Annotated in this window: 19 protein-coding genes; 3 read left to right on the top strand and 16 right to left on the bottom strand. The window is 65.0% G+C overall.

Annotated elements, in window-relative coordinates:
* Window positions 1-61: 61 nt before the first annotated feature.
* From ACI0FO_RS15260 to ACI0FO_RS15185, 16 genes are all read right to left on the bottom strand, one after another.
* Entirely contained in the window at window positions 62-988 is a 927-nt protein-coding gene (locus tag ACI0FO_RS15260; RefSeq protein WP_105557003.1) for a LysR family transcriptional regulator, read from the bottom strand.
* 21 nt (window positions 989-1,009) lie between these two features.
* Complete coding sequence (locus ACI0FO_RS15255) at window positions 1,010-1,711, bottom strand: glutathione S-transferase N-terminal domain-containing protein (protein WP_416027864.1); 702 nt, start codon at window positions 1,709-1,711, stop codon at window positions 1,010-1,012.
* Window positions 1,712-1,831: 120 nt separating this feature from the next.
* Window positions 1,832-2,275, bottom strand: a complete 444-nt coding sequence (locus ACI0FO_RS15250) for a hypothetical protein (protein ID WP_416027862.1) — start codon at window positions 2,273-2,275, stop codon at window positions 1,832-1,834.
* Between the two features lie 86 nt (window positions 2,276-2,361).
* Window positions 2,362-3,315 carry a DUF6708 domain-containing protein gene (locus ACI0FO_RS15245; RefSeq protein WP_416027861.1) on the bottom strand — a complete coding sequence of 318 codons (954 nt, stop codon included), beginning with the start codon at window positions 3,313-3,315 and terminating at the stop codon, window positions 2,362-2,364.
* A gap of 15 nt (window positions 3,316-3,330) precedes the next feature.
* Window positions 3,331-4,068 carry a putative type VI secretion system effector gene (locus ACI0FO_RS15240; protein WP_416027859.1) on the bottom strand — a complete coding sequence of 246 codons (738 nt, stop codon included), beginning with the start codon at window positions 4,066-4,068 and terminating at the stop codon, window positions 3,331-3,333.
* Window positions 4,069-4,076: 8 nt separating this feature from the next.
* Window positions 4,077-6,932, bottom strand: coding sequence for a T6SS effector BTH_I2691 family protein (locus ACI0FO_RS15235; protein WP_416027857.1), 2,856 nt, complete (start codon window positions 6,930-6,932; stop codon window positions 4,077-4,079).
* A 9-nt stretch (window positions 6,933-6,941) separates the two neighbouring features.
* Window positions 6,942-7,886, bottom strand: a complete 945-nt coding sequence (locus ACI0FO_RS15230) for a DUF4123 domain-containing protein (protein WP_416027855.1) — start codon at window positions 7,884-7,886, stop codon at window positions 6,942-6,944.
* 15 nt (window positions 7,887-7,901) lie between these two features.
* Window positions 7,902-10,589, bottom strand: coding sequence for a type VI secretion system Vgr family protein (locus tag ACI0FO_RS15225; protein ID WP_416027853.1), 2,688 nt, complete (start codon window positions 10,587-10,589; stop codon window positions 7,902-7,904).
* A 16-nt stretch (window positions 10,590-10,605) separates the two neighbouring features.
* Window positions 10,606-13,293 (bottom strand): type VI secretion system ATPase TssH, encoded by a 2,688-nt coding sequence (gene tssH / locus ACI0FO_RS15220; protein ID WP_416027851.1) that lies wholly within the window; start codon window positions 13,291-13,293, stop codon window positions 10,606-10,608.
* A 19-nt stretch (window positions 13,294-13,312) separates the two neighbouring features.
* Window positions 13,313-14,407, bottom strand: coding sequence for a type VI secretion system baseplate subunit TssG (gene tssG / locus ACI0FO_RS15215; protein WP_416027849.1), 1,095 nt, complete (start codon window positions 14,405-14,407; stop codon window positions 13,313-13,315).
* Window positions 14,371-16,209, bottom strand: coding sequence for a type VI secretion system baseplate subunit TssF (gene tssF, locus ACI0FO_RS15210; protein ID WP_416027847.1), 1,839 nt, complete (start codon window positions 16,207-16,209; stop codon window positions 14,371-14,373). The genes tssG and tssF overlap by 37 nt, the downstream gene beginning before the upstream one ends.
* Before the next feature lie 51 nt (window positions 16,210-16,260).
* On the bottom strand, window positions 16,261-16,749 hold the full coding sequence (tssE, locus tag ACI0FO_RS15205) for a type VI secretion system baseplate subunit TssE (RefSeq protein ID WP_416027845.1): 489 nt from the start codon (window positions 16,747-16,749) through the stop codon (window positions 16,261-16,263).
* 71 nt (window positions 16,750-16,820) lie between these two features.
* Window positions 16,821-17,324, bottom strand: coding sequence for an Hcp family type VI secretion system effector (locus ACI0FO_RS15200; RefSeq protein WP_006395404.1), 504 nt, complete (start codon window positions 17,322-17,324; stop codon window positions 16,821-16,823).
* A 41-nt stretch (window positions 17,325-17,365) separates the two neighbouring features.
* The gene (gene tssC, locus ACI0FO_RS15195; protein ID WP_105557014.1) at window positions 17,366-18,859 is read right to left on the bottom strand and encodes a type VI secretion system contractile sheath large subunit; all 1,494 of its coding nucleotides are present in this window, start codon (window positions 18,857-18,859) and stop codon (window positions 17,366-17,368) included.
* Entirely contained in the window at window positions 18,852-19,376 is a 525-nt protein-coding gene (gene tssB, locus ACI0FO_RS15190; RefSeq protein ID WP_105557015.1) for a type VI secretion system contractile sheath small subunit, read from the bottom strand. The genes tssC and tssB overlap by 8 nt, the downstream gene beginning before the upstream one ends.
* A gap of 68 nt (window positions 19,377-19,444) precedes the next feature.
* Entirely contained in the window at window positions 19,445-20,140 is a 696-nt protein-coding gene (locus ACI0FO_RS15185) for a tetratricopeptide repeat protein (protein ID WP_416027841.1), read from the bottom strand.
* 154 nt (window positions 20,141-20,294) lie between these two features.
* Here ACI0FO_RS15185 and tssJ point away from each other — a divergent pair, with 154 nt between their 5' ends.
* The 3 genes from tssJ to icmH all read left to right on the top strand — a co-directional run bounded on the left by tssJ (window position 20,295) and on the right by icmH (window position 23,131).
* Complete coding sequence (gene tssJ, locus ACI0FO_RS15180) at window positions 20,295-20,912, top strand: type VI secretion system lipoprotein TssJ (protein WP_416027839.1); 618 nt, start codon at window positions 20,295-20,297, stop codon at window positions 20,910-20,912.
* A 67-nt stretch (window positions 20,913-20,979) separates the two neighbouring features.
* A complete protein-coding gene (gene tssK, locus ACI0FO_RS15175; RefSeq protein ID WP_416027837.1) occupies window positions 20,980-22,326 on the top strand; it encodes a type VI secretion system baseplate subunit TssK in 1,347 nt (448 codons plus the stop codon).
* 25 nt (window positions 22,327-22,351) lie between these two features.
* Window positions 22,352-23,131 (top strand): type IVB secretion system protein IcmH/DotU, encoded by a 780-nt coding sequence (gene icmH / locus ACI0FO_RS15170; protein WP_105557019.1) that lies wholly within the window; start codon window positions 22,352-22,354, stop codon window positions 23,129-23,131.
* Window positions 23,132-23,143 lie beyond the last annotated feature (12 nt).

The raw sequence follows: 23,143 nt of genomic DNA, 5'->3' as shown, positions 1-23,143 counted from the left end.
CAATGGGGCGACTGTACTCAGCGGCCGGCAGTTGCGATATCAGGCGGGCGTCAACGGGTGTTCACGATTCGTGAAGGGCCACGACCGCCCATTTTCCGTCGCGCGCCAGCGTGCGCGACACGTCCGCCAGCACCAGCCGGGCGGCCAGCCCCGCGGGCGAGAGTTCCTCGTCGGACAGGCTGGCCAGCAGATTGGGGCGAAACAGGTGCGCGTCGTCAATGCGCGCCATGTGCAACTGGCCGGGCGCGATCCGCGCGGTGGCCGAGCTGGGCTGGATGGTGGCGGCATTGCCCAATTGCACGACATCCATCAGCAACGACAGGCCATCGACTTCGGCCACCACGCGCGGGGTCTGCCCCAATTGCTGAAATGCGTTGTTGACCAGGGCGCGCAGGCCATGGCGGCCGCTGGGCAACACCAGCGGCAGATGGGCAATGGCGTCCAGCCGCGTCGTGTCGCCATCGGGTACGCCCGGCATGTCGCGCCGGGCACAAAGGTACAGCGGTTCATCCAGGAGCGGCATGATGCTCCAGCGCCGCGCGGACTCGGCATGGAACACGATCGCCAGGTCCAGCAGACGGCCGTTGAGCATGTCGGCCAAATGACCCGACAGCGCCTCGACCAGATGCAGGCGGATATCCGGATAGCGCTCGTTCATGGCTTGCAGGAAGGGCGCGCCAAGGATGGCCGCCGTGGTCGACGGCAGCCCTACGCTGACATGGCCGGCCAGCCGGGCCTGCTGCGCGGCGGTTACGGCATCGTCGGCGTGCCGCAAGGCAAGCTGCGCCTGCCGGAAGAACGCCAGCCCGGCATCCGTCGGCACGACGCCGCTGGCGCTGCGTTGCAGCAGGCGGGTCGAGAGCTCGCCTTCCAGCCGGCTGATCTGCTGGCTGAGCGCGGACGTGACCATGCCCAGGGACATGGCCGCGCGGCCGATGCTGCCCGCTTCAACGACGCGGACGAAGTAACGCAGCTGGCGGAGTTCCATGGCGGCTGTTTGCCCGCGCCGTTATGCGGCGGGGATCGTCAGGCCCTTCACCACCGCCGGGCGGGCGACGAAGGCCTCCAGCACGCGAGCCACGTTTTTGAACTGCGAGAACTCGACCAGATCGCCAGCGCCGTAGAAGCCGACCAGGTTGCGCACCCACGGCAGGATCGCGATGTCTGCAATGGTGTATTCATCGCCCATCACCCAATCGCGGCCTTGCAGGCGCTGGTCCAGCACGCCCAACAGGCGCTTGGACTCGGCCACGTAGCGGTCGCGCGGACGCTTGTCTTCGTATTCCTTGCCGGCGAACGTATGGAAAAAACCCAACTGGCCGAACATGGGCCCGATACCGCCCATCTGGAACATGATCCATTGAAGCGTCTCGTAGCGCCCCGCAGTGTCAGCCGGGATGAACCGGCCCGTCTTGCTGGCCAGGTAGATCAGGATGGCGCCGGATTCAAACAACGCCAGCGGTTTACCGTCCGGGCCATTGGGGTCCAGGATGGCCGGAATCTTGTTGTTCGGGCTGATCGACAGGAATTCGGGCGTGAACTGGTCCTTCGTGTCGAAACTGACGCGGTGCGGCTCGTAGGGCAAGCCCAGTTCTTCCAGCAGGATCGAGACCTTCACGCCGTTGGGCGTGGGCAGCGAGTACAGCTGGATGCGGTCGGGATGGGCGGCGGGCCACTTCTTGGTGATGGCAAACGAATCAAGCGAGGTCATGCGGGGTTCTCCTGGCGGGCGGATACTCTGCGGCGGGATGTGCGCGGTAATCCTAGCGCAAATCCCGGGAATTCCGCGAGATTTCGGGGTTGCCGGCCGGCTCAGCGCCGGCCCTTGCCCCTAGCGCAGCCGCCGGCCGGACAGGCGCCACAGGGCGGCCCGAAGCGCCGCCACGCCCAGCGCGATCGGCAGCGCCAGCCGCCACTGCCCCAGGAAGAGTTCCCGCGTCGCTTCGCCAGGCGCCCAGGTATTGCCGAAAACCTGCGGCGAGGGCGGCGCCAGGTACACGGCGACCAGCGCAGCAGCCAATCCCGCCCCGGCCCGCCACGCGGCTGACTGCGGCGCCTTCACCCCCCTTTCGGCCGCGATCAAGGCCAGCAGGCCCGCCAGCCCCGCCAACACGGCGTCGGCATAGAAGTCGCGCGGTTCATAGACGTACGGCGCGTCCGGAATTACCCAGCCATAGGCGTCGGTGGTCAGCACGGAGGTCAGGCAGGCGCCAAAGATCGCCGCGGCAGCGGCCAGCAGCAGGAAGTCGCAAACACGGAGCAGGAACGTGGACATGGCAGGACGGTGTCGCCGCGCGGGAAAATGGACCGGCCGCAGCATGCCACAGGTCGCGGTCCGGCGCAGGCCGAGGACGCGGGCCGCTAGCGTGGCAGCCGCGCCTGGGCCTGACGCAGGTCCTCGGGGTTGATGGATGCGTCGCGCATGTACGGGTCGCCGGGATCCGGCGAAAGCGACGCTGCGATGTCGGCGGGAAACGCCGGAATCCGGCTGGTCCGCATCACCGCCCACCGCATGAGGGTGTGCAGGTAGTTGAAAGGGATCATCGTGACGTACATCAGGGCGGGGCTTTGCGCGTCGTTGGCGAAGACCCGCTCCTTGCTGAAGGCGAAGGTCTCGCGCCTGCCGTCCACCGGCATGCAGAATGTGACCTCCTGGATCACGGCCTGTGGCCCTTCCTCCATGTAGCGGCGCAGGAACTCCCAATGGGAATAGGCGTTCTCCTGCCGGCTGGTGGCAATGGCGAAGGCGAAGGTCTCGCGCACGGTCTGGCCGTCGTCGTCCAGCACCAGCCCGCGAATGTCCCAGTTGAACGCACCGAATGGTCCCCTGCCTTTTCCCAGCGTGAAATAGATTTTGTCCCACGGCGCCGACAATACGGTGCCGTCCAGGCGAAACACGTGCACCTGGCGATGCTTGCGATCCAGCATGATGGGGTAATGCGTCCAGCGGAACATTTCCTTGCCGGCCAGCCAGGCCCCAGCTGCCGCCAATGCGGCCAGCATCGCCATGCTGATGAAGACCGCCTCCCAGAGGCCGTTCTCGTTGGGCAGGCCATCTACGACCAGGATCCAGGCAAGCATCAGGATGCCACCCAGCCCAAAGCCCACCCCTATCGCGCCGAGCAACGCGACGAAGCCGCGCCATCCATACCAGCGGTCCACCGACACCAGGCTATTGGCGTTCATCGTCACGACGCAATGCTGGGCCAGCAGCGGAACATCCAGGCGCACTTTCTGGGCCAGGCGATGCTGCCGATCGAAGTCCCCTAGTGGCCGGTTGTTCTGGAACGTTGAAATGAAACCGGTGAAGTCCATTGCGCGCGGCCCGGTTCAGTACCGGAAATAGCGCATGCCGTAATCCTTCCCATCGCCTGCGCGGCGCTTTTTCCTGGATATTTCACGCAAATTGATGCCGCCCGGATCGGCCCACCCGAAGCCTTTGAAGATGGTTTCAGCCACCTGCGCGAAGCCTTCCGTCTTGCGGCCCCCGCGCCATGCCAGGAAGCCGAACACCAGCAGCAGGCCCGGCAGCAGATACATGGCATAGATTCCATAGGCATCCAACTGGTTCTGGATGCTGAACGTGCCCTTGAACAACGCCAGCACGGCATCCAGGCACATCATGAAGATGAAAATCGCAGCGACGACAATGCCCCAGAACCGGAACGTAGACCGGTAGTGCGACCGGCGTCCCTCGAAACAATGGGGATACACCGCCACCAGGGCATCGGCATCGCGCCGGACGCCATACGCCGTCCAGGCTGCTTGGCCGTCGGGTTCCGCCACCACATCGACCGCATCGCCGTCCTGAAATGGAAACCGCCAGAACCAGCCACGCACGGATTCGCCGTTGACCTGGAACTCTACGAAATCCGCTGTTTCCGAAGTGTCCATCGTGGCGATGGCGATCCCCGCGCCCCCCATGTCTGCCAGGCCCGCCGACACGGCGGACGCGCCAACATCCTTGCCCATCTGGCTAAGGACGAAATCCCGATTGCGGCGGGACTTGCTCAGGCCGCTGATGGTTCCCGTGATCTTGCGGAGGGGATCGTTCGATTCCTTGGTCATCGTATTCCTTACACCACGTCAGCCAGGGCGGCGACGAAACCTTCTTCCTGCTTCTTGGGGTCGTCCACGGGCGTGCCGAAAGTCCGGCGGCCGAAAGCGCTGGTTTCGCACCACTCTTCCAGGGTGTCGGGCGTGAAGTACCACGCCAGCAACTGTATACCGACCAGCACCACCGCGATTTCCCAGCCCACCAGCAGACCGAGCACGCGGGCGACGGATGCGACGGCAACCCGCGCGGCGATGCCGTCCACCGCGATCACGACGACGTTCAGCCCCAAGCGCCGGCCCACGATCTTCAATAGGGGTGCGGAAGTGGCGATCGCCGTGATCACCGCGGCGCCCGCGGCGGTAAATCCAAGCGCTGATTTTATGCCGACCAGCACCATCAGCTTGTATTGCTTCTTTTCCCTGCGTTCGGTCGCTTCGTTGAAATCGATCGACGCCGTGATGAACGAGGCCCCGGCCCCGAGCATGCCGCCCATCAGCTTCCATTTTTGAAATCCAAAGGCTTTCTTTCCGGCCAATTGATACGGCACGATCGCAATGTCGATCACGGCGGCACTCAATGTGGCGGCCGACGCGATCAGCTTCGCATACGTCGTGGTCGTCTTGTCGGTCGCCGCGATGAGCTTCGTGAAATTCACGAGTTCAATCAAGCCGACCACGACCGTGATCCGCATGGTGGTCGCACCATTGCGCCCGTTCGCGGGCCGAATCTTGCTCCACATGTCGCGCATGACCTGGTGGCCAGGCTCTTTCGCAATGGCCTCGTTGGCCTCAAGGAACGTGCGTGCCGTGCGCAACCGTTGCAGCGCGACCTGGCGCGCCACGCCGTCGTAGCGTGCCTGTTGGCGCACCAGCGCCAGGGCGTCGGCGTCGCTGATGCCCGTGGACATCAGGAATATATTCTGGATGATCTTTTCGCCAACGTAATCGCCCAGGCCGTTCAGGCGCAGCCAACGGAATACCGTGTCCCCGGCCGTCATCATCAGCTTGTCGACACCCGCGTTCTTCATCGCGCGCGGCAAAGGCCCCAACTTCTGCGCGTTGCTTTCGCCAACCAGCGACACCGCTCGCTTGTAGTACCCGGCAAACGTCTTCAGGTTGCTGGTCGCTCGTTCGACAATCGCCAAACCCACGGACAGCAGCGTCTGCTTGCCCTTGACGGCTTCATCCACGGCGGCCGTGACCTGCGGTTTAAGCGCTTTCTGGTTCGCGGCCACCGCCCGCCAGAAGAGCGACCTTCGATCGCTGGCGTCCCGCCGCACTTCCACCAGCGTCTTCAGGTAGCGCGCCCCCGCTTCGCTGGCGCCGATGCCTTCGGTCATGTCGGCGACGACTTCAATGAACTCGTGGCCATCGTCTTCGACGTCTTCGCTGTAGTCCTCCAGCGTATCGAACAGAAGGTCCCACTCCAGCCACTTGATCAGTTCCACCGTCCTGGCGTTTGCCAGCGTCGTCGCCGCCTCCTGGAACCGGTCGTAGTTTCCCTTGAAACGCCGCAGCTTGTCCCAATCGATATTGTCGTTGTAGCGATCCCAGGCTTGCCGGACGCGGTCCTGGCGATAGTTCTCCAGATTCTGGTCGCGCGTGCGGTCCGCCAGCGCGATCTCGGCGTCGTAGGCGTTGAAGTCCGCCTCTGCCTGCGCCCTGCGCGCCGCCGGCACGTACTGGTCCAGCAACAAGCCCCGGCGGCGCTGGTACTCGGCATTGGATATCACACCGTTCGAGCGCTCGTTTTCCAAGCCCGCAAGCGCCTGCTTGCCTGGCATATCCTGCACATTCTGGTTGATGATCTGATTGCGGCGCATCACCTCGTAGTGCCGGCTTCCGCTGCGCTGGCCAAGCTGCACGGCCTCGGCCGTGCGCCTTGCCGCGTCATCGGCCTTGCCTTCCAGCGCCGCCTTCGCGCCCTCGATATTGCTGATTGCCGTGATCTCCAACGCGCGTTCTTCGCCGTACCGGGCTATCGCGCCCAGCGCGTCGTTGCAGTACCCATTGAGTTCATCGGCGATGCCGATGGCGTCCCAGAGCGCCAAGGCCATCGGCCAGTAGCTGACGCCCATGGTGGGGTCGCCGCACTTGTCCAGCATCTGCGCCAGCAGCTGCTGAAGCACCAGGTCTTTTCGGTCGCCAACCGGCCGATTTCGGGGATACCAAGGCGTCTTCGTGAATTGCTCGGTCAACAACGCCTCATCGTAAGACCCGTCCGCGCGGCTCAGGACGCGCACGCGATCAAAGCCCGTGCATGGCAGTGCGGGGGGCTCTCCGGTCAAGCTGCTGAATTGATGGTCCCCGTACTCCAGGATTTTCTTGAAATTCGATTCGACGGCAAGGATGGACTGATGGTTCTTGGCCTCGCAGGTGCCCTGGGCCCAAACGGAAGGCTCGATCGCTTGCATCCGCGATGCGCGATGCGCGGGCGTGGCGTAGCGTGCGCGCGTTTGAGGGCTCCATTTGTGTTCACTGTAGGCCAGCCATACCGTGCCGCACTGCTCCGGCTTTTCGATGACGATGTAGTGCATGCGAAGCGGGTTGTGTCCCTGGCTTGCACATTTCATCGAGGGTTCGAGCCGGGCGCTGTCCGCATCGTCGCAGCGCCACAGTGTGCCGTCGGCGGTTACCGAATAGACTTCCCAGTAATTCGCGCCCTGCGGGCCTTTCTCGTAGAAAAGGTACAGGAACCCCTGCCGCAGCGTGCGCGTCACGTATTTGTAGCGCGACGCGTCCAACTCCACGCCGGTCACGCGTTCACCACTGAAGTCGCTCAGGCCGGCCTGTGGAAAACTCGCCGGCACCACCGCATACCGCGTGGGAAGAATCGGCAAGCCGCCCGCCTGGCATACGCTACAAGCATTACTCATTCGTGTGTCCTAACCTGGAATGTGCGCGCGGCCTGGCTGCCGGCAGGCATGCGCGATCGCCGCCCAGTCCGCATCCGTCAACGCCATGACAAGCCGCGAAAAGCCGATATCGTCGGGCCGGGCAGCCAGCATTTCCGCCACCGTCGGATGCTGATCGAATTCGGGATGCACCGTCAGCGCGCGCAAGGCGATGGCCTCCCAATCGCGCAGGTCACGCAGCCCGGCTTCGGCCCCTCGGCGCACGCAAGCGACGACCTGCTCCAACGTTTCCGGCAATATCTCGCCGGCCCTGGGCGCCACCGCGCGCCACGCGCGGTTGACTGCGGCGAAAGTCCGGACCGTCCGCCACTGATCGCCGTCCAAACGCATGGCCGAGCCGGTACGCGGCTCGTCGATGTCGTACCGGGCCAACCGTTTCCAACGGTCGACGTTCACCCAAAGACCTGCCGGACCCAACAGGTCGGCTTTCTGCTGCCGGGAAACCTGGCGCCAGACCAGATCCAGCACCGCCGGGTCGTGCAGCCGCAACAGGGTTCTTCCTCCGTCCGCCCGGACCGCCAACAAGGTGCGCCCCAGGTGGCTGGCCAACGCCGTTGCGGCGCCCGCCCCGAATATCCATCCGCCTATCCGCCGGCCATCGCCCTGGCCCAAAGCGGCGGGCTCCCAATCTTTGATCGCCATGCCTGCGGCGGCGCGGCTGATGTCCGCATCGCGCGGGCGCGTCAAATCCAATCCGATCAGGCGCGGCCATACGCGCGGGTCGATGTCCGGGTGCGCCAGCCGCACCGGCGTCTCGCGCGCGGCCAGTTCGCCCGCCAGCCCTTCCCATTCCGGGTCGTCGGCCGGGTCCCGCAGCAACGGGTCGATCAGCAGCAGGCAGCGGGAATCCCCACGGGAGGCTGCAAGCCGCTGCACGGTCTCCGCCAATTCGATGCCCGACGTATAGGAATTCATATTTCCGCATCCGTCCTAGAGGTCGACCACCGCCGCGCCGGACGCCGCCGCGCTTTGCATCTTCAATTGGCAGCCTTGGAAATCCCCTGCGGGCAGCATGTCGGGGATCGGCGCGGATTGCGGCCCGACCCAGTTATGCACGCCCGCCTTCAGTTCCACCTTGCCCGGGGCATGCAACTGGATGCCGCCCCCCTCGATGCGCAGATAGGCGCCGCCCGCCGTGGCCAGCACGCGCTTGGCCGCCTGGACCGTCACGCTGGCGTCCGCCGACGCGACGGTTACGGCCTTTTCGGCCGTCAACGTCATCTTGGCGTCCTGGCTATGCACCCGCAGCTTGCCGCCCGCCGCGTGCAGCCGCAGGCCGCTTTCCTTGACGGGCCGGCCGCCGGACGCCGCAAGCCCCATGGTGTACAGGACGGCCCCCGCGGCCACGCCCATCGCCAGATTGGCGCTGCTGGCCCAGTTCACGTCCGGCGCCACCTGGGCGAAGGTCTTGCCCGCCACCAGGAAGGCGTCGGCGGGCGTGTACTGGCCGATGCCGCTGGGCGCGCTGACCTGGATGTGCGGTTCGCCATAGGCCGCCACCGCCACGCCGGCCGTGTTCGGGTCGTCCTGCGTGGTCTCCACCACGTCCAGGATGTGGGCCAGCGCCTCTTGCGCGGGCAGTGTCTGGGGGTCGTCCTTCAAGATCGCCTTTTGCCTGACCGCGGTCTCGGCAAGCTCTTTGGCGGCCGTCATCGCGATCTTGACCTGTTTGGCCGCTTCGGCGCTGTCCAACAGCGCGCCATCGGCGTTTTCGCGCAGGTCGGCGCTGATCAGCAGACCCGAGCCGCCGCGCACCGCCACCGCTTCCTTGGTGGACAGTTCGGCGCCGAAGCCCAGATCATCGAGCCGCTCGTTGTCGCGTTGCTGTTTGATATGGCCCAGGTTCAAACGGCTGTCCGCTTGCGTGGTGGACGCGGTCAAGCGCGACTGGCCCGGCGTATCGTCCTGGACCAGCTGGTTGTATCCCCCCGTGCCCGTCCCGCTGTCGGACAATGCCTGGGTCTTGAACCCGGACATCACCACGTTGTGCGCATGGCCGTCCTGGCCCCCGGCAAACCAGGCGGGCGCGTTGCCCGTTGCGTTGGCGCCGCCCGCTTGCACCTGATTGTGCGGCGCGTCTTCGGCGCCCTCGCCGTTGTACAGCGCTCCCACCACGACGGGCCGGTCGATATCGCCGTGCAGGAATTCCACCAGCACTTCTTGCCCCACCCTGGGCACGAAATGGCCGCCCCAGTCGCCGCCGGCCACCGGCTCCGCCACGCGGACCCAGGTGCCCAGTTCGTCCTTGGCGGGCGCGTTTTCGTCACCTGATGGATGCGCCAGGCGGCTGCTGGAGGCTTTGCCCCGTTGCCAGTGGAATTGCACTTTGATCCGATGGTCGCGATCCGTCAGCACCGGGGCGTCAGCGCCCACCACCAGCGCCGTCTGCGCACCGAACACCGTAGGGCGCGGATGCACCCGCGCGCCATGACCGTCCGCCGTCACGGGACGGAACTCGGTGTCGATACCGATGCAGGTGAAGCGGTTGCGGTAGAACTCCTCGTCCGCCTTCGCGGCGCCCGATTCGCTGACGGCGCGGCCCAGGTCGGCATCAAAATTGTTGCGCGCGCGGTGCGTCATGGCGATCACCACATACGCGGGCTGCGCGTCTTGCTGGTAATGGCCGGTAAGTTCGAACCGTTGCCCGGGCGCCAGCGTGCGCACGGTGCCGGCGCCCTCCACGCAGTCCTGGCGCGCTCGCAGCGCGGCCAAGGCATTGTGCGCCAGCCGTTCGCCCTGGGCGCTGTCCTCGTAGGCGTATTGCCCCGGGTAGTCGTGGTGCACCAGTTCCCTGTCGTTGGCCAGCTTGCCGGCGGCGGCCTGCGCGGACACGGGACGCGCCTGCGCGCCGCGATAGTCCCAACTGGCCAGCCGCACGCCGTTGGTCTGCCAGCGCTGGCGCCGGCTCCATTGCTGGATGCTGTCTTCGGTTTCGGTGACATCCGCGCGGGCAAAACGCACACTGGCTTGCGGCCCGGGCTTGAAGGCGCCGTTGTGGTCGGCGATGACCAGGGTGTGGCCATCGGCGTCGTGCTCTACCCAGTAGAAGAGCCCCTCTTCGGCCAGCAACCGGTCCACGAACGCATAGTCGGTCTCGCGGTACTGGATCGTCAGGCTGCGCTTGGCGTAGCTGGCGCGGTCCCGCAGGTCCCAGCGCCATTGGGGCGCCAGCACGCCGCTGCCCTTGTAGTCGGCGAAGATGCTCTCGACGATCTCGAACACCGTCCGGTCCTGGTACGCAAAGCTATCGTGCCGCTGGCGCAGGAAAGCCAGCCACGGCTCCACGGTCAGGCCGTACCGCGCCATGCCGCCATTGGCGCCTTGATACGCCGCGCCCGTCACGTGGCCGTGCCACAGGCGAGGCTGGCTGCGGTCAAGCGCGGTTTGCAGCCGCAGCGTCACCGGCTGCCCCAGCAGGGCCTTCAGCGGAATATGCGCGTCTTCGGACAACGCCGTCAGCTCCAGGCGGAATCCGCCGTCGGACAGGCTTTCGACGCCTTCCAGCGTTTCGGCCACCAGTTTGTTGGGCCCCAGCGGCGTGCCCAGGTCGAGCAGCCGGTTGGCCTGATCGGCGGCGGCGGCAGGCAGGCGGGAGAGGGACGCGGAATCGGGAGGCATGGCTTGGGTTCCGGGGTCAGGCCAGGCGATAGCGGAAATCGCCGTTCTTGCCCGCCGTCACGCGGATACGCGCGATTGCCTCGCCCTGCGCCATGCGGCCCAGGACTTGCTCGGCAATCTGCGGCAGCAGCGTGCCGTTAAGAATGTGATCGACGTTGCGCGCGCCGGTATCGACTTCGGTGCAGCGCGCCAGCACTGCCTCGACCAGCGCATCGTCCCACTCGAACGCCGCGCGGTGGTTGGCCTGCACGCGCGCGGCGATGCGGCCGAGCTTCAGTCCGATGATGCGCACCAGCGCGTCGTCGTCGATCGGATAGTAGGCAACGGTTTTCATGCGGCCCAGAAAGGCGGGCTTGAAGGCCTTGTACAACTGCGGGGCAAGCAGGGCCTGCAGCGCCTCGGCATCAGGCCGTTCGGCCGCGCTTTTGTTCAGGCAGGCCTGCATGATGGCCGATGAGCCCACGTTGGACGTCAGGATGATGAGCGTATTGCGGAAGTCGATCTCGCGGCCTTCGGCGTCGTCCATCACCCCTTTGTCGAACACCTGGAAGAACAGCTCAAGCACATCTGGATGGGCCTTCTCGATCTCGTCCAGCAAGACCACGCTGTAGGGCTGGCGACGCACGGCTTCGGTCAGCACGCCGCCTTCGCCGTACCCGACGTAGCCCGGCGGCGAACCCTTCAGCCCCGACACGCTGTGCGCCTCCTGGTATTCGCTCATGTTGATGGTGACCAGCTTGCGCTCGCCGCCATACAGCACGTCGGCCACGGCCAGCGCGGTTTCGGTCTTGCCGACGCCCGACGGCCCGACGAAGAGGAACACACCCTTGGGTTTGTTGGGGTCCTCCAATCCGGCGCGCGCCGTTCGCACACGCTGCGCAATCGCATGCAGCGCGTGGTCCTGCCCGATCACGCGTTCCGCCAGCAGCGGCTGCAGTTCCAGCACCGTTCGGATTTCGTCATTCACCATGCGGCCCAGCGGAATGCCGGTCCAGGCCGACACGATTTCGGCGATGACCTGGGCGTCGACGAACGCGGGCACCAGCGGCGCGTCGCCTTGCAGCGCACGCAACTGTTGTTGCAGTTCCGCCAGCTGCGCCTGGCCCGGCGAAAGTTCCGCCTTGGCTGGCCGCCGCTTGCCTGCGGGCTCGGGCGTTGCCGGAACGCCCGCGGCTTCCAGCTCCTCGCGCAGCGCATGGATCTGACGGACCAGCTCGCTTTCTTGCGTCAATCTCGCTTCAGCGTCTGCCAGCGTCTGCCGCACGGCAGCCATTTCCTCGTCCAGCTCGCGCAGGCGGGTGGCGGGGCCGCCTGTCGCGGCCTCGCGATGCAGCGCCGCGCGCTCGGTGTCCAACCGTGCCAGGCGATGGCGCGCGTCGTCGATCAAGGCCGGCGTGGCGCTGCGGCCTAACGCCACCCTGGCGCATGCCGTGTCCAGCACGCTAACCGCCTTGTCGGGCAATTGCCGGCCGCTGATGTAGCGGTGCGACAGCCGGGCCGCGGCCACGATGGCCTCGTCCAGCACACGCACGCCGAAGTGGCTTTCCATCAGCGGCGCCATGCCGCGCAGCATGCTGGCGGCCAGCGCCTCACTGGGCTCTTCCACCTTGACGACCTGGAAGCGGCGAGCCAGCGCCGCGTCCTTCTCAAAGTACTTTTTGTATTCGCTCCAGGTGGTGGCCGCGATGGTGCGCAATTCGCCGCGCGCCAACGCCGGCTTGAGCAGGTTGGCGGCGTCGTTCTGGCCCGCCTGGCCGCCCGCGCCAATCATCGTGTGCGCTTCGTCAATGAACAGGATGACGGGCGTCGGGCTTTGCTTGACCTCGTCGATCACGTGCTTCAGGCGGTTTTCGAATTCGCCCTTGACGCTGGCGCCGGCCTGCAACAGGCCCAGGTCCAGCGTGCGCAGCGCCACGCCTGCCAGCGAAGGGGGAACGTCACCCGCCACGATGCGCAGCGCCAGGCCTTCGACCACCGCCGTCTTGCCCACGCCGGCCTCGCCAGTCAGGATGGGGTTGTTCTGGCGACGCCGCGTCAGAATGTCGATCATCTGGCGGATTTCGGCGTCGCGCCCGATCACGGGGTCTATCCTGCCCTCGCGCGCGCGCTCCGTCAGATTGGTGGTGTATTGATCCAGCGCCGGCGTCTTGGACAAGGCGGCAGCTGGCGCGGCGGCATCCTGGCCGGCGGCGCCATCGACGCCGTCGCCCAGCGAAACGGCCTGACCGGCCTCTTCCGAACCCGCCGTCAACGCCGCGAAGTCATGCTTCAGCGCATCCAGCCGAAACGACTCGAACAAGCGCGACCCGCGCCGCGCCAGCGCCGCCAGGTCGGGCTCCGCCAACAGCGCCAGCAGCAGATGACCGGAGCGGATGCGCGTGGTCTGCGTATCCAGCGACGCAATCAGCCAGGCGTGTTCGAACAGCTTCGGCAAGTGCGGCGAAAAAACCGGTGTGCGCGTATTGCCGTTCTTAAAGCCGCGGATCTCGGCATTGAGGTCGGCTTCCAGCACCGACGCTTCGATGCCGCTGCGCCGCGCCACCATGCTGAAGTCGCTGGCGGGCCGCTCCAGCAAGGCCAGGAACAGATGCTCAAGATCCACTTCATAGTGCCCTTGCGCCATGCACAGGCTTGCGGCGCGTTCGGCGGCCTGGCGGCAGGTCTGGTTCAGCTTCGCGATCAGGGTTTTCAGCGGAATGGCCATGTTCTCGTTCGTTGTGTGCTCAATGGATGGTGTGCAGTTCGTAGCTGGCATCGTCGCGGTCGGCGTCGACAGGGGCGGTGCAAAGGAAAGAATTCCAGCCCAGGCGGGCCCCCTCGCCCTCACCGCCCAGCACGCTGCCGGCCACATCCGCCTGGGCCATGATCAGCCGCACCTCGTATTCGAAGCTCATGCCGCCAAACATCGTCAGCAACTTTTCCAGCGCCTGCGCGCGCGCGCCGCCGGGCAGGAAATCCGCGAAGGCGGCCCGCGACAAAGGGCCGATCCACAGGCGGATGCGCAGGTCGCGCTGCCAGATGCGGTCGCCAGCCATCGCGGATACGCCCAGCACCGCGCCCGGCATGCCCAACTGCGTGCGGTGTTCGGGCGGCACGTGATACCAGCGCCCGACGAACTGTTCCACCCGCATGTCCACCTGGAAGTAGTCGCACAGCACCCGCTGCAGGAATGCCGCCGACACTGGCCGCTGCCGCGCGGCGGCGGCGTAGTGCGCCAGCGATTCGTCGAACACCTGCCCGTCGCCCTGGTGCAGGCGATCGCGCAGCGCGGGATGGCCGATACCGCCCAGCGCCAGCAGCAGCGGCAGATAGTGGTGGTCCTGCTCGGTTTCGTGGCGTATCGGCATGCGGTACTTCTTCCATGCCGCGTAGAAGAGCGCCGACGCCCGGTTCGAGAAGATGTCGAAGAAGGCACGCGCGCCGCGATCGCGCTTGGCGCTCTCGCGGTGGCTCAGTATCTCGGAGTAATGCAGCGGCAACGCGCCTTGCCCGCCCAGCAGGCCGAAGAAAGCGGGCTCGATTTCCACCCGCCCCAACTTGCCCTCGGCCAGCGCGGCCAGGCGCGACGCGGTGTCCTCCAATGGCACTCCGTCCTTGTCGTAAGCCATCAGCGCCGCGATCTCGCTTGCCGGAAAGCCCAGTGACGACGAGTTCAGGAATCGCAGGTGGGCAGGCACCGCATTTTTCGCGCGCGTGCCCTCCTGACGGGCGAACCACAGCTCCAGGACCCGGACGGCCTGGAAGAATTTGAAGCGCTGCGGCTCGGCCAGCAGCGCTTCGATTACGCTAGGATCGCGTCGCCGTTGCACGGGGGGCACCGTAGAATTTCTTCCGCGCCACGGCGCGACAACACGACCAGCTGCACGAAGCTGTTGGCGTGCACGTACAGGCCGAAGAAGCGATTGATCACCGCCACGAAGGCATGCAGGCTGGTTCCGACGAAGTTGTCTTCATTGATCGTCAGCCGGATCTCGATGCCGCGCACGAAAGTGGCGAACGGCTCGCCCGGCATCCAGTGCGTTGCAGGCTTGTAGTCCAACCCCACCAGGCCTTCGATCTGCCGCGCGGCCACCGCCGCATGCGACAAGTCATACAGCCGCAGTGTCTCTTTCAGGGCGGGCAAGCCGCTTTGCACCAGCGACAGGTGGTTCAGCGCCAGATGCGAGATCAAGCGCCAATGCGCGGCGCGGCCCTGCTGAAATCGATGCGTATGCGTTGGCCGGCGGAGCATGCGGATTTCGCGAGCGACGGACCCCCCTTCCAGGAACAGGTCGCCGCCCGACTGGCCCACCGCCAGATGCGCGGGCAGGTCGCGATTGGTGCAGGTCAGGTCCAGGCTAAGGGTCTCGGTCTGCGGTACCGAGGGATCAAAATCGATATCGACGATGGACATCTCCATCTCGTAGCCGGGGCTGCGTTCCGCCACCATCGCATCGCGCCGCGCCGTCCAGTAGTGGCTTGCGCGCTCTGGCGTTTCACCATGGTGCAGCGAGTAGAACGGACGAAACTCCACCACCGAATCGCCCTGCGCGTTCTGCCGAACCTGCCGAACACGATCGATCGAATACACCTCATAGCCATAGGCGCGCCGGGCGTCCGCCACCACGGGATAGGACGCCGCCGCATGGGTCACGCGGATGGGGTCGGCGCGCTGCGCGAACAGGTTGACGACCGGCGTGCATCCCAGCCGGAAATGGTCGGGCGACGCCGATTCCAGCAAGCGCGCCGTGTTGGAATCGGCGCGCAGGCCCTTGACGGGCAGATGCAGCGTGAATTCGCGCGCCGTGCCTGCCGCGCGCCGCAACGCGGCCAGGTCGATATCGACGAAATTGAACTTCTCGGCGAAGACGAAATACTCGGCCAGTAACCGGTAGGCCGGGTGCGAACTGGCCGGAAAATCGATCAGCGCGTCGTTTTCCGCCAGCCCCACTTGCGCCAGCGGCACATCATCCAGGCGGTGCCAGCGGCCGGGTAGCGTTTCGATATAGGCGGCGGCCGTGCGCAGGAACAGGCAATCACGCAACGCGGCCACAAACGACGGTTCGCCATGCAGGTAGACGCGCAGCGTGTCCACGGCCAGATTCGAAAAATTCTGCGTCTCGGCCAGGCACGCCAGCGTCAGCGACAGCCGGCCCGTCACGCCGGCCGGCAACGACGTCGACGAAGGCGCGTTGGCCGTGGACGCGAAACTGGCGCGGCGGATGGCCACCGGCGCCAGCGTGACGTCGTAGGCGGTGCGAAAGCGGCAGGCCACCCCTCGCACGGGATGGGATTTCAGTTCCGTGCCGCGCGGCATCCGCACCGGCGCCGTCAGTTGGGCCGCCACGCCGCCCATATCGAACTGCGCCACCGAACACGACGGGAACGGGCGCAGGTAATGCGGGTACATCACCTCGAACAGCGCTTCCGTGAACTCCGGATAGTCGTCGTCCAGCTTCTTGTTGATGCGCGCGCCGAGCAAGGCGAACGACTCGATCATCCGCTCTACATGCGGGTCTTCGCACGTTTCGCCCGACAAGCCTAGCCGCGCGGCAATCTTGGGATAGCGCTGCGCGAAATCGCGTGACGACCCGCGCAAGAAACCCAGTTCGCGTTCGTAATAGGGCAGCAGTTCTTCCATCTTTTCCTTCCTCTCCGGCGGCGTGCCGCCCGCGCCCGTGTACGTTGTTGTCTATCCGGCGACGGCCGCAGCCTTGGCCCATCCCTTGCTGACGGAATACTGCAAGGTCGACGGCTGCAACGTCGCGTCGAACGTCACCGGCTCGTGTGCCGGACCCACATCCAGCATCGCGGTGATCGCGAAATACAGGACCGACGTCGCGCGGCTGTCCACTTGCAGCACGACCCGCACGTGCGTCAGCCGCGGCTCATGCCGCGCGATGGCCTGCTCCAGAGACCGGCAAATGAACTCGCGGTCGTAGTGGCTGGCCAGGCTGAGCCCCGAGAAATCCGACAGCCCATAGGTCAGGATCGACCGCTGGCAATTGGGGTAGCGCTTCAGCGATTCTTCCGTGAAGACCATGCGCGTATTCAACAGCGCTTCGATGTCGCGCGCGACCGTTTCCTTGATTTCTTCCACCGACAAACGTCGCAAGGCATGCGGCGCCTGCCCGTCGCCGTCGAACAATTTGTCGAACAGGCTCGGCTCGAACCCTTTCATTACGGACCTCCGTTCGGCGCAAGCCGCGCGCCGGGCAAGGGGCGCGGCGCGCGCTGTCTACGCGGTCGGGTTCAGACCGAGTACGTCTTGTCGTTCTTGGTCAGGCTCCACGCGCCCTGGGCGTTGCCGCCCTGGTTGCCGCCCACCTTCTGCTGCGTGTATTTCCACTGCACGGCGGCATATTTCAGCGAAAACGATTCGTGCGGCAGACCTTCGCTGACGACTTCCGGCGCCACGCGCGAAATAATCACGTACTTGAGCTTGATTTCCAGGTACTTGACGCGGTTGCCTTCCCCGTCGGCACGCAGGAAATCGATCGTCACTTCGTCGAAAGTCGTACCGCCGGACGCGTGCTGATACAGCAGCGGGCTGACGACATCCAGATCTTTGGTGAAGACCATTTCGCCATGCTCGGTGCGCTCGGCGGTGTGGCCGCCCGAGGTCGAGGCCGTGGCCGAACGCGGCTGGATGATCTCGTGGCGCCAAGAGCCGACTTCGATCCAGTCCGGGTGGTCCTTGTCCTGGGACTCGCCTTTAAGCGCAGGATTGCCAAATTTGACGTAAATGTCCTTCATTCATAGCCTCTCAAGTTGAAAAACCGCTTATCGGACGGGCATCAGGACTTCTGGGCCTGGGCGGGAAGCTCCGCGACCAAACGCAACGAAATCGAAAGCTCGTCGAGCTGAAAGTGGGGCCGCAAAAATGCCACGGCCCGGAACACGCCGGGGCGACCCGGCACTTCGGCGACTTGCACCGAGGCTTCCCGCAACGGGAATTGCGCTTTCTGTTCCTGGCTGGCGTTGTCGTCCAGCAGGACATACTGCGAGACCCAGCGGTTCAGGAAACTTTCGACCGACTGCGCGGACGCGAAGCTGCCGATCTTGTCGCGCATCATGGCCTTCAGGTAGTGGGCCACGCGCGACACCGAAAAGATGTACTGCAACTGGGCCGACAGCACTGCATTGGCGTTGGCGCTATCGGTGTTGTATTTCTTTGCCTTCTGCACCGACTGCGCGCCGAAAAAGGCCGCATAGTCGGAGTTTTTGCAGTGCACCAGCGGGATCAGGCCCAAGTCGCTCAGTTCCTTTTCGCGCCGATCGGTAATCGCGATTTCGGTCGGGCACTTGAGGGCGATTTCGCCATCGTCCGTCTTGAAGGTATGGGTGGGCAGGTTCTCCACCAGACCGCCCCCTTCCACGCCACGGATGGCAGCGCACCAGCCGAAATCGGCGAATGCAGCGGTCAGGCGCGCGCCGAACGCCCAGGCAGCGTTGCACCACAGGTACTTGGCGTGGTCCGTGCCGTCTACGTCCTCGACGAAGTTAAAGCCTTCCACCGACGTCCCCTCCTTCGGGTCGTATGGCAGACGGCCCAGGAAGCGCGGCATGGTCAGGCCGACATAGCGGGAATCTTCCGAATCCCGGAAGCTGCGCCACTTGGTGTATTCAACGGTATCGAACACCTTGGCCAGGTCGCGCGGGCGCCCCAGGTCCGCAAAGCTATCCAGGCCCAGCAGTTCGGGCGACGCGGACGCGATGAACGGCGCGTGCGACGCGGCGGCCACGTGCGACATCTGTTCGATGAAATACATGTCTTCGGGCTGACGCGTGATCTCGAAGTTGCCCAGCAGCGCGCCGAATGGCGAGCCGCCGAACGTGCCGAACTCTTCTTCGTAGACCTTCTTGAACATCAAGCTCTGGTCGAAGTCGATAGCGGTCTGGAAGTCGCGCACCAGATCGCGCTTGGTCACGTTCAACACCTTGATCTTCAGCATCGGGCCGGTGTTGCTCTCCTGGCACAGGTAGTGCAGGCCGCGCCATGTGCTTTCCAGCTTCTGGAATTCGGCGCCGTGCATAACTTCACTGAGCTGCGCGGAAATCAGGCGGTCCAGTTCAGCGACGCGAGCGTCCAGCATGGCCGACAGATTGTCCGACACCACGACGGTGCCTTTCATGACTTCACGGGCGAGTTCGCCGATCAGATCTTTGGCGCGGTCGTGTTCGGCGGTGGATTTCGCCACCCGGCTCTGTTCCACAATCTGGTCGAGCAGGCCCGAATCGGCCTCGGCGGCTTGAGCGGCCGAGTTCTGCGCGGCGGCGGAATTACTCATGGCTGCCTCCCTTGCCGTTCTTGCCGGCTTCACTGGTCAGTTGCTGCAATTTTTCAGTGCTGCTGAGCACCTCGCCCAACAGATCTTCCAGCCGGTCGTTGCCGGCAAGCTTGTTGCGCAGGTCGGCCAGCTTGGTGCGGATGTCCAACAGCTCTTTAAGCGGTTCAATCTGCTGCACCACGGCTTCTGGCCGGAAGTCTTCCACTGAACGGAATTTCAGGTCCACGCCGAAGGTGCCGCCCTCGTCCGTCAGGCGGTTCTTGACGCGGTAGGCCGCGCGCGGCTCCAACCCGCTCATCACGTCATCGAAGTTGTCCACGTCGATGTTGACGAACTTGCGGTCTTTCAGGCGCGGCAACTCTGCTTCGGATTGCGCGCTGAAGTCGCCCACCACCCCCACGACGAACGGAAGCTCTTTCTGTTCAATCGCATCGCCCTTCTCAACGTCATAAGTCAGTTGGACGCGCGGCGGGCGCACTTTCTGGAGTCGTTTCTGAACGCTTTCTTTCTTAGCCATGAGGGCTCCCAGCGAGGTGCGTGTTGGTAAGGCTGACAAGGCCGGTGGCGCCGGCGCCCGCAAGCCGGTCAGGGTTTGAGAAGATTGCCGAACGGATCCGGCGCGCGTCCGCCGGTAGCGGCGGGCGTGGCCGGCGTTGTCGCGGACGGCGCGGCGGGTGCCTGGTTCGGAGGAGATGCAACGGGTGACGCGGTTCTGGCGGGCGTAGCCACGGCGGGCGCAGCGGTGGACGGCGTGCCGGCGTCCGCCGCGGGCGGTTCAGCACGCTTGCCGGGTTGGCGCGACCGCGCGGGCGGCTTGCGTCCTTCGGGGAACAGGACATCCTGGCCCAGGGTTTCGCGCATCGCGGCGGCCAGCGCCACCGCGTCGGTGCGGGCATTGCCCGCCAGCAGCGCATCCGCGCGCAGATCCGCCAGCGACTGCATGGCCACGCGCAGCCCACCCACGGCGCGCACCGTCTTGGCGGTGAAATCTTCCGGGTCACGGTTCAGGGCTTCGTCTGCCGCCACGATCGCTTCGCCGTATTTCTGCTCATCGAAACGGATCTTCGCGATGTACGACCAGGGCTCGCCTCGCGAGGGATTGCGCTGCGCGATCTCCTCGAATTCCGCCACGGCCTGCTCGCCCCCCTTCGAGGCAAGACTCTGCGTGGCCTGCGTAATCGATTGCTTGAATTCGGCGTCGGTCTGCGGTTTGACGGAGGCGGCACAGCCTGTCATCAAAGCCACCATTCCGCCGATCAGAAAGAGACGGGAAAGTTGCATTTTCTGGGCACGTGGGGTTGTAACCAAGGCCGCGTATTTCAACAACTTTTTGTTAGTACACCACTACAGTGATTAACGCGATGTAACTCTGCGCGAAACGTCGCCTAACGTGCCGCGATCTTCATACTGCCGCAATGTTCCGGTATAAAGAGCCATGTCAAAACATCTCAATTTATCGCGATGCTTGGCGGCCTTTTCGTTGATTGCGGCCAGCTTGGCAATCAGCGGTTGTGCGGCCGTTTCGGCGATCGGCGCCGTGGCCGGAATGACCGGCAGCGCGCTCGACATTACGGGCCTGAAAAAGGACCCGAATGCGCCGATCGACGTGAAATTGGCGATCCATGCCGGAGAAAATTTGAACGCGAGCAGTGGCCAACCCATGGCCATCGTTACGAAAACATACTATTTGAAGAATGCCGAGGCATTCCTGCGCGCGCCGCTCACACAATTGGTTGATACTGCGCAGGAAAAGGCGGCACTGGGCGATAGCCTCATCGCTTCACGCGAGGTCATCCTGACACCCGGACAGCGTTACGAGAGCGTGGAAAAAGTGCCTAAGGCCGCCACGTATATCGCAGTGGCGGCCTTGTTCTACGCACCTGCGCCGCAGCGCTGGAAATATGTGTTTGAAGTGAAGTCCGCCGAGGACTCCGGCATTGTCTTGGGCGCCCATGCCTGCGCGATGACCGTCGCGACCGGCAAGATCGTTTTGCCCCCCGGCGTGCCTGAATTCGATCCGTCCCGCCTCGCTTCGGTGCAGTGTCCGAACTGAAGGCAGTTGCAACCCACGTCACTACGAAACGCCCGCTACCTATATATATCTATAAGAGCCAGCCAACGTGAGTTATTCAGCGAAAGTCCTATGGGGTGAGGGCCTGTTTCTACGGCCCCAACATTTTCAGCGGCAAGACGCCTATCACGAGGCCCGCCTGGCCGAGATGAGCCGCGCGCTGCACCCGTACTCATGGGGCCTGCGCACCGTGCGGTTCGACGCCGCGGCCTTGGCCAACGGCATGCTGCGCGCCACCGAACTGTCGGCCATTTTCCCTGACGGCGAAATCTACAACGCGCCCCACAACGATGACCTGCCGCCGGCCGTGGCGCTGGATGGCCTGGACGGCGCGAGCGACGCGGTGTTCTATCTGGCGCTGCACCCCATGAAGGACATTGGCGGCAACTACCGGGATGGCGCGCAAGGCCCGGGCTTCGACGCCCGCTACGCGCATCAAGACAGCCCGGCGCCCGACCTCTACACCAACGCCAGCACGGCTAACCTGGCCTTTCTGCGCAAGAACGTGCGGCTGTTGTCCGAACACGAGCCCCGCGACGCGTTGCTGACCATCCCCGTGGCCCGCGTGCGCCGCACCGCCAGCGCGGGCTATGAACTGGACACCGGCTATATCGCGCCGAGCCTGACCGTGCAGGCCTGCGGCGCGCTGTTCGAACAGTTGCGCCGGCTGCTGGATGCGCTGCAAGCCAAGGTCAATGCGCTGTACGGTTTTCACCGCGAACCCAGCAAGAACATCATCGAGTTCCGCTCCGGCGATGTGGCGTCGTTCTGGCTGCTGCACACGGCCAATGAAGCCTATTCGGCGCTGTCCCACCTGTTCCATAACCCGCAACTTCACCCCGAGCGCCTGTTCCAGGAAATGCTGCGACTGGCCGGCGCGCTGATGACGTTCTCGAAGGTGCATACGCTGGCCGACCTGCCCGCGTACCGCCACGACCAGCCCGGCGCCGCCTTTGCGAAACTGGACGACATTCTGCGAGACCTGCTCGACACGGTCATTTCGACCCGCTATTTCTCGGTTGTCCTCGACGAGGTGCGGCCGTCGTTCCACGTCGGCCGGCTGGATTCCGGCAAGCTCGATGAAACCACCGCGCTGTACCTGTCGGTGTCGGCCGCCACGCCGGCCAGCGAACTGGCCGAGACCGTGCCGCTGCGCTTCAAGGTCGGCGCGCCCGACGATGTGGAAAAGCTGGTGCTTTCCGCCATGCCCGGCGTGCAGTTGGTCTACACGCCGCAAGTGCCGCCCGCCGTGCCCGTCAAGCCAGGCGCCTGCTATTTCACCTTGCAAACACGCGGATCGCTCTACGACCGCATGCTGCAGGCACGAAGCATCGCGATCTATGCCCCGTCCGGCATCCCCGAATTGAAGCTGGACCTGATCGCCGTCACCCGCTAACCGCTGTCCACCGAAAGAGCCCGCCATGACCGCCGACGCGCCCTCTCTGATGCCCGGAACCACGCTTCCTCCCCGTGCCGCCGACTTCTACGGCTCACGGCCCGCGAAGTCTCTGCTGGACCTGCTGTACGACGGATTCCTGATGCTGTTCCTGCTCAAGAGCGGACAGCAACCCGCCAGCGCGGCGTCTTTCTCGGCGCGCGTGCAGCAGTTCCTGGCGGACTTCGAGCGCACCGCGAAGAAGCTGGAAATCCCAGCCGAAGATGTGTACGCCACCAAGTACGCGTTCTGCGCCGCCGTCGACGAAACCGTGCTGAATTCCGGATTCTCGATCCGCGATGCGTGGATGCTGCAGCCCCTGCAATTGACGCTGTTCGGCGAGCAACTGGCAGGCGAGAATTTCTTCGCCCGTCTTGAAGACCTGCGCGCGCAAGGCGCGCCCCGGCTGCAATCCCTGGAAGTGTTCTACATGTGCCTGCTGCTGGGCTTCCAGGGCAAGTACATGATCGAAGGCCAGGAAAAGCTTGGCTACCTGACGGCGCGCCTGGGCGACGAAATCGCGTTGTTGCGCGGCAAGCGCGCGGGCTTCGCGCCGCACTGGGCGCTGCCCGACAAGATCGCGCACACCTTGAAGCGCGATGTTCCGCTGTGGAGCATCGGCGCCATCTTCGCGCTGCTGGGTTTGCTGGCGTATCTGGGCATGAGCCATTTCCTGAACGGCGACATGCAGACGGCGATGGCGCCGTATCACGACATCGTCAAACTCGGCCCGCGCGCCGCTCACCTGACCATCTCGCTTCCCTGACGGTCCACCCCG

It is taken from the genome of Achromobacter marplatensis (assembly GCF_049060505.1).
GTDB lineage: Bacteria > Pseudomonadota > Gammaproteobacteria > Burkholderiales > Burkholderiaceae_B > Achromobacter > Achromobacter marplatensis_A.
Note: the sequence above shows the minus strand (reverse complement) of the source record. Positions and strands in the feature narration are given on the sequence as shown.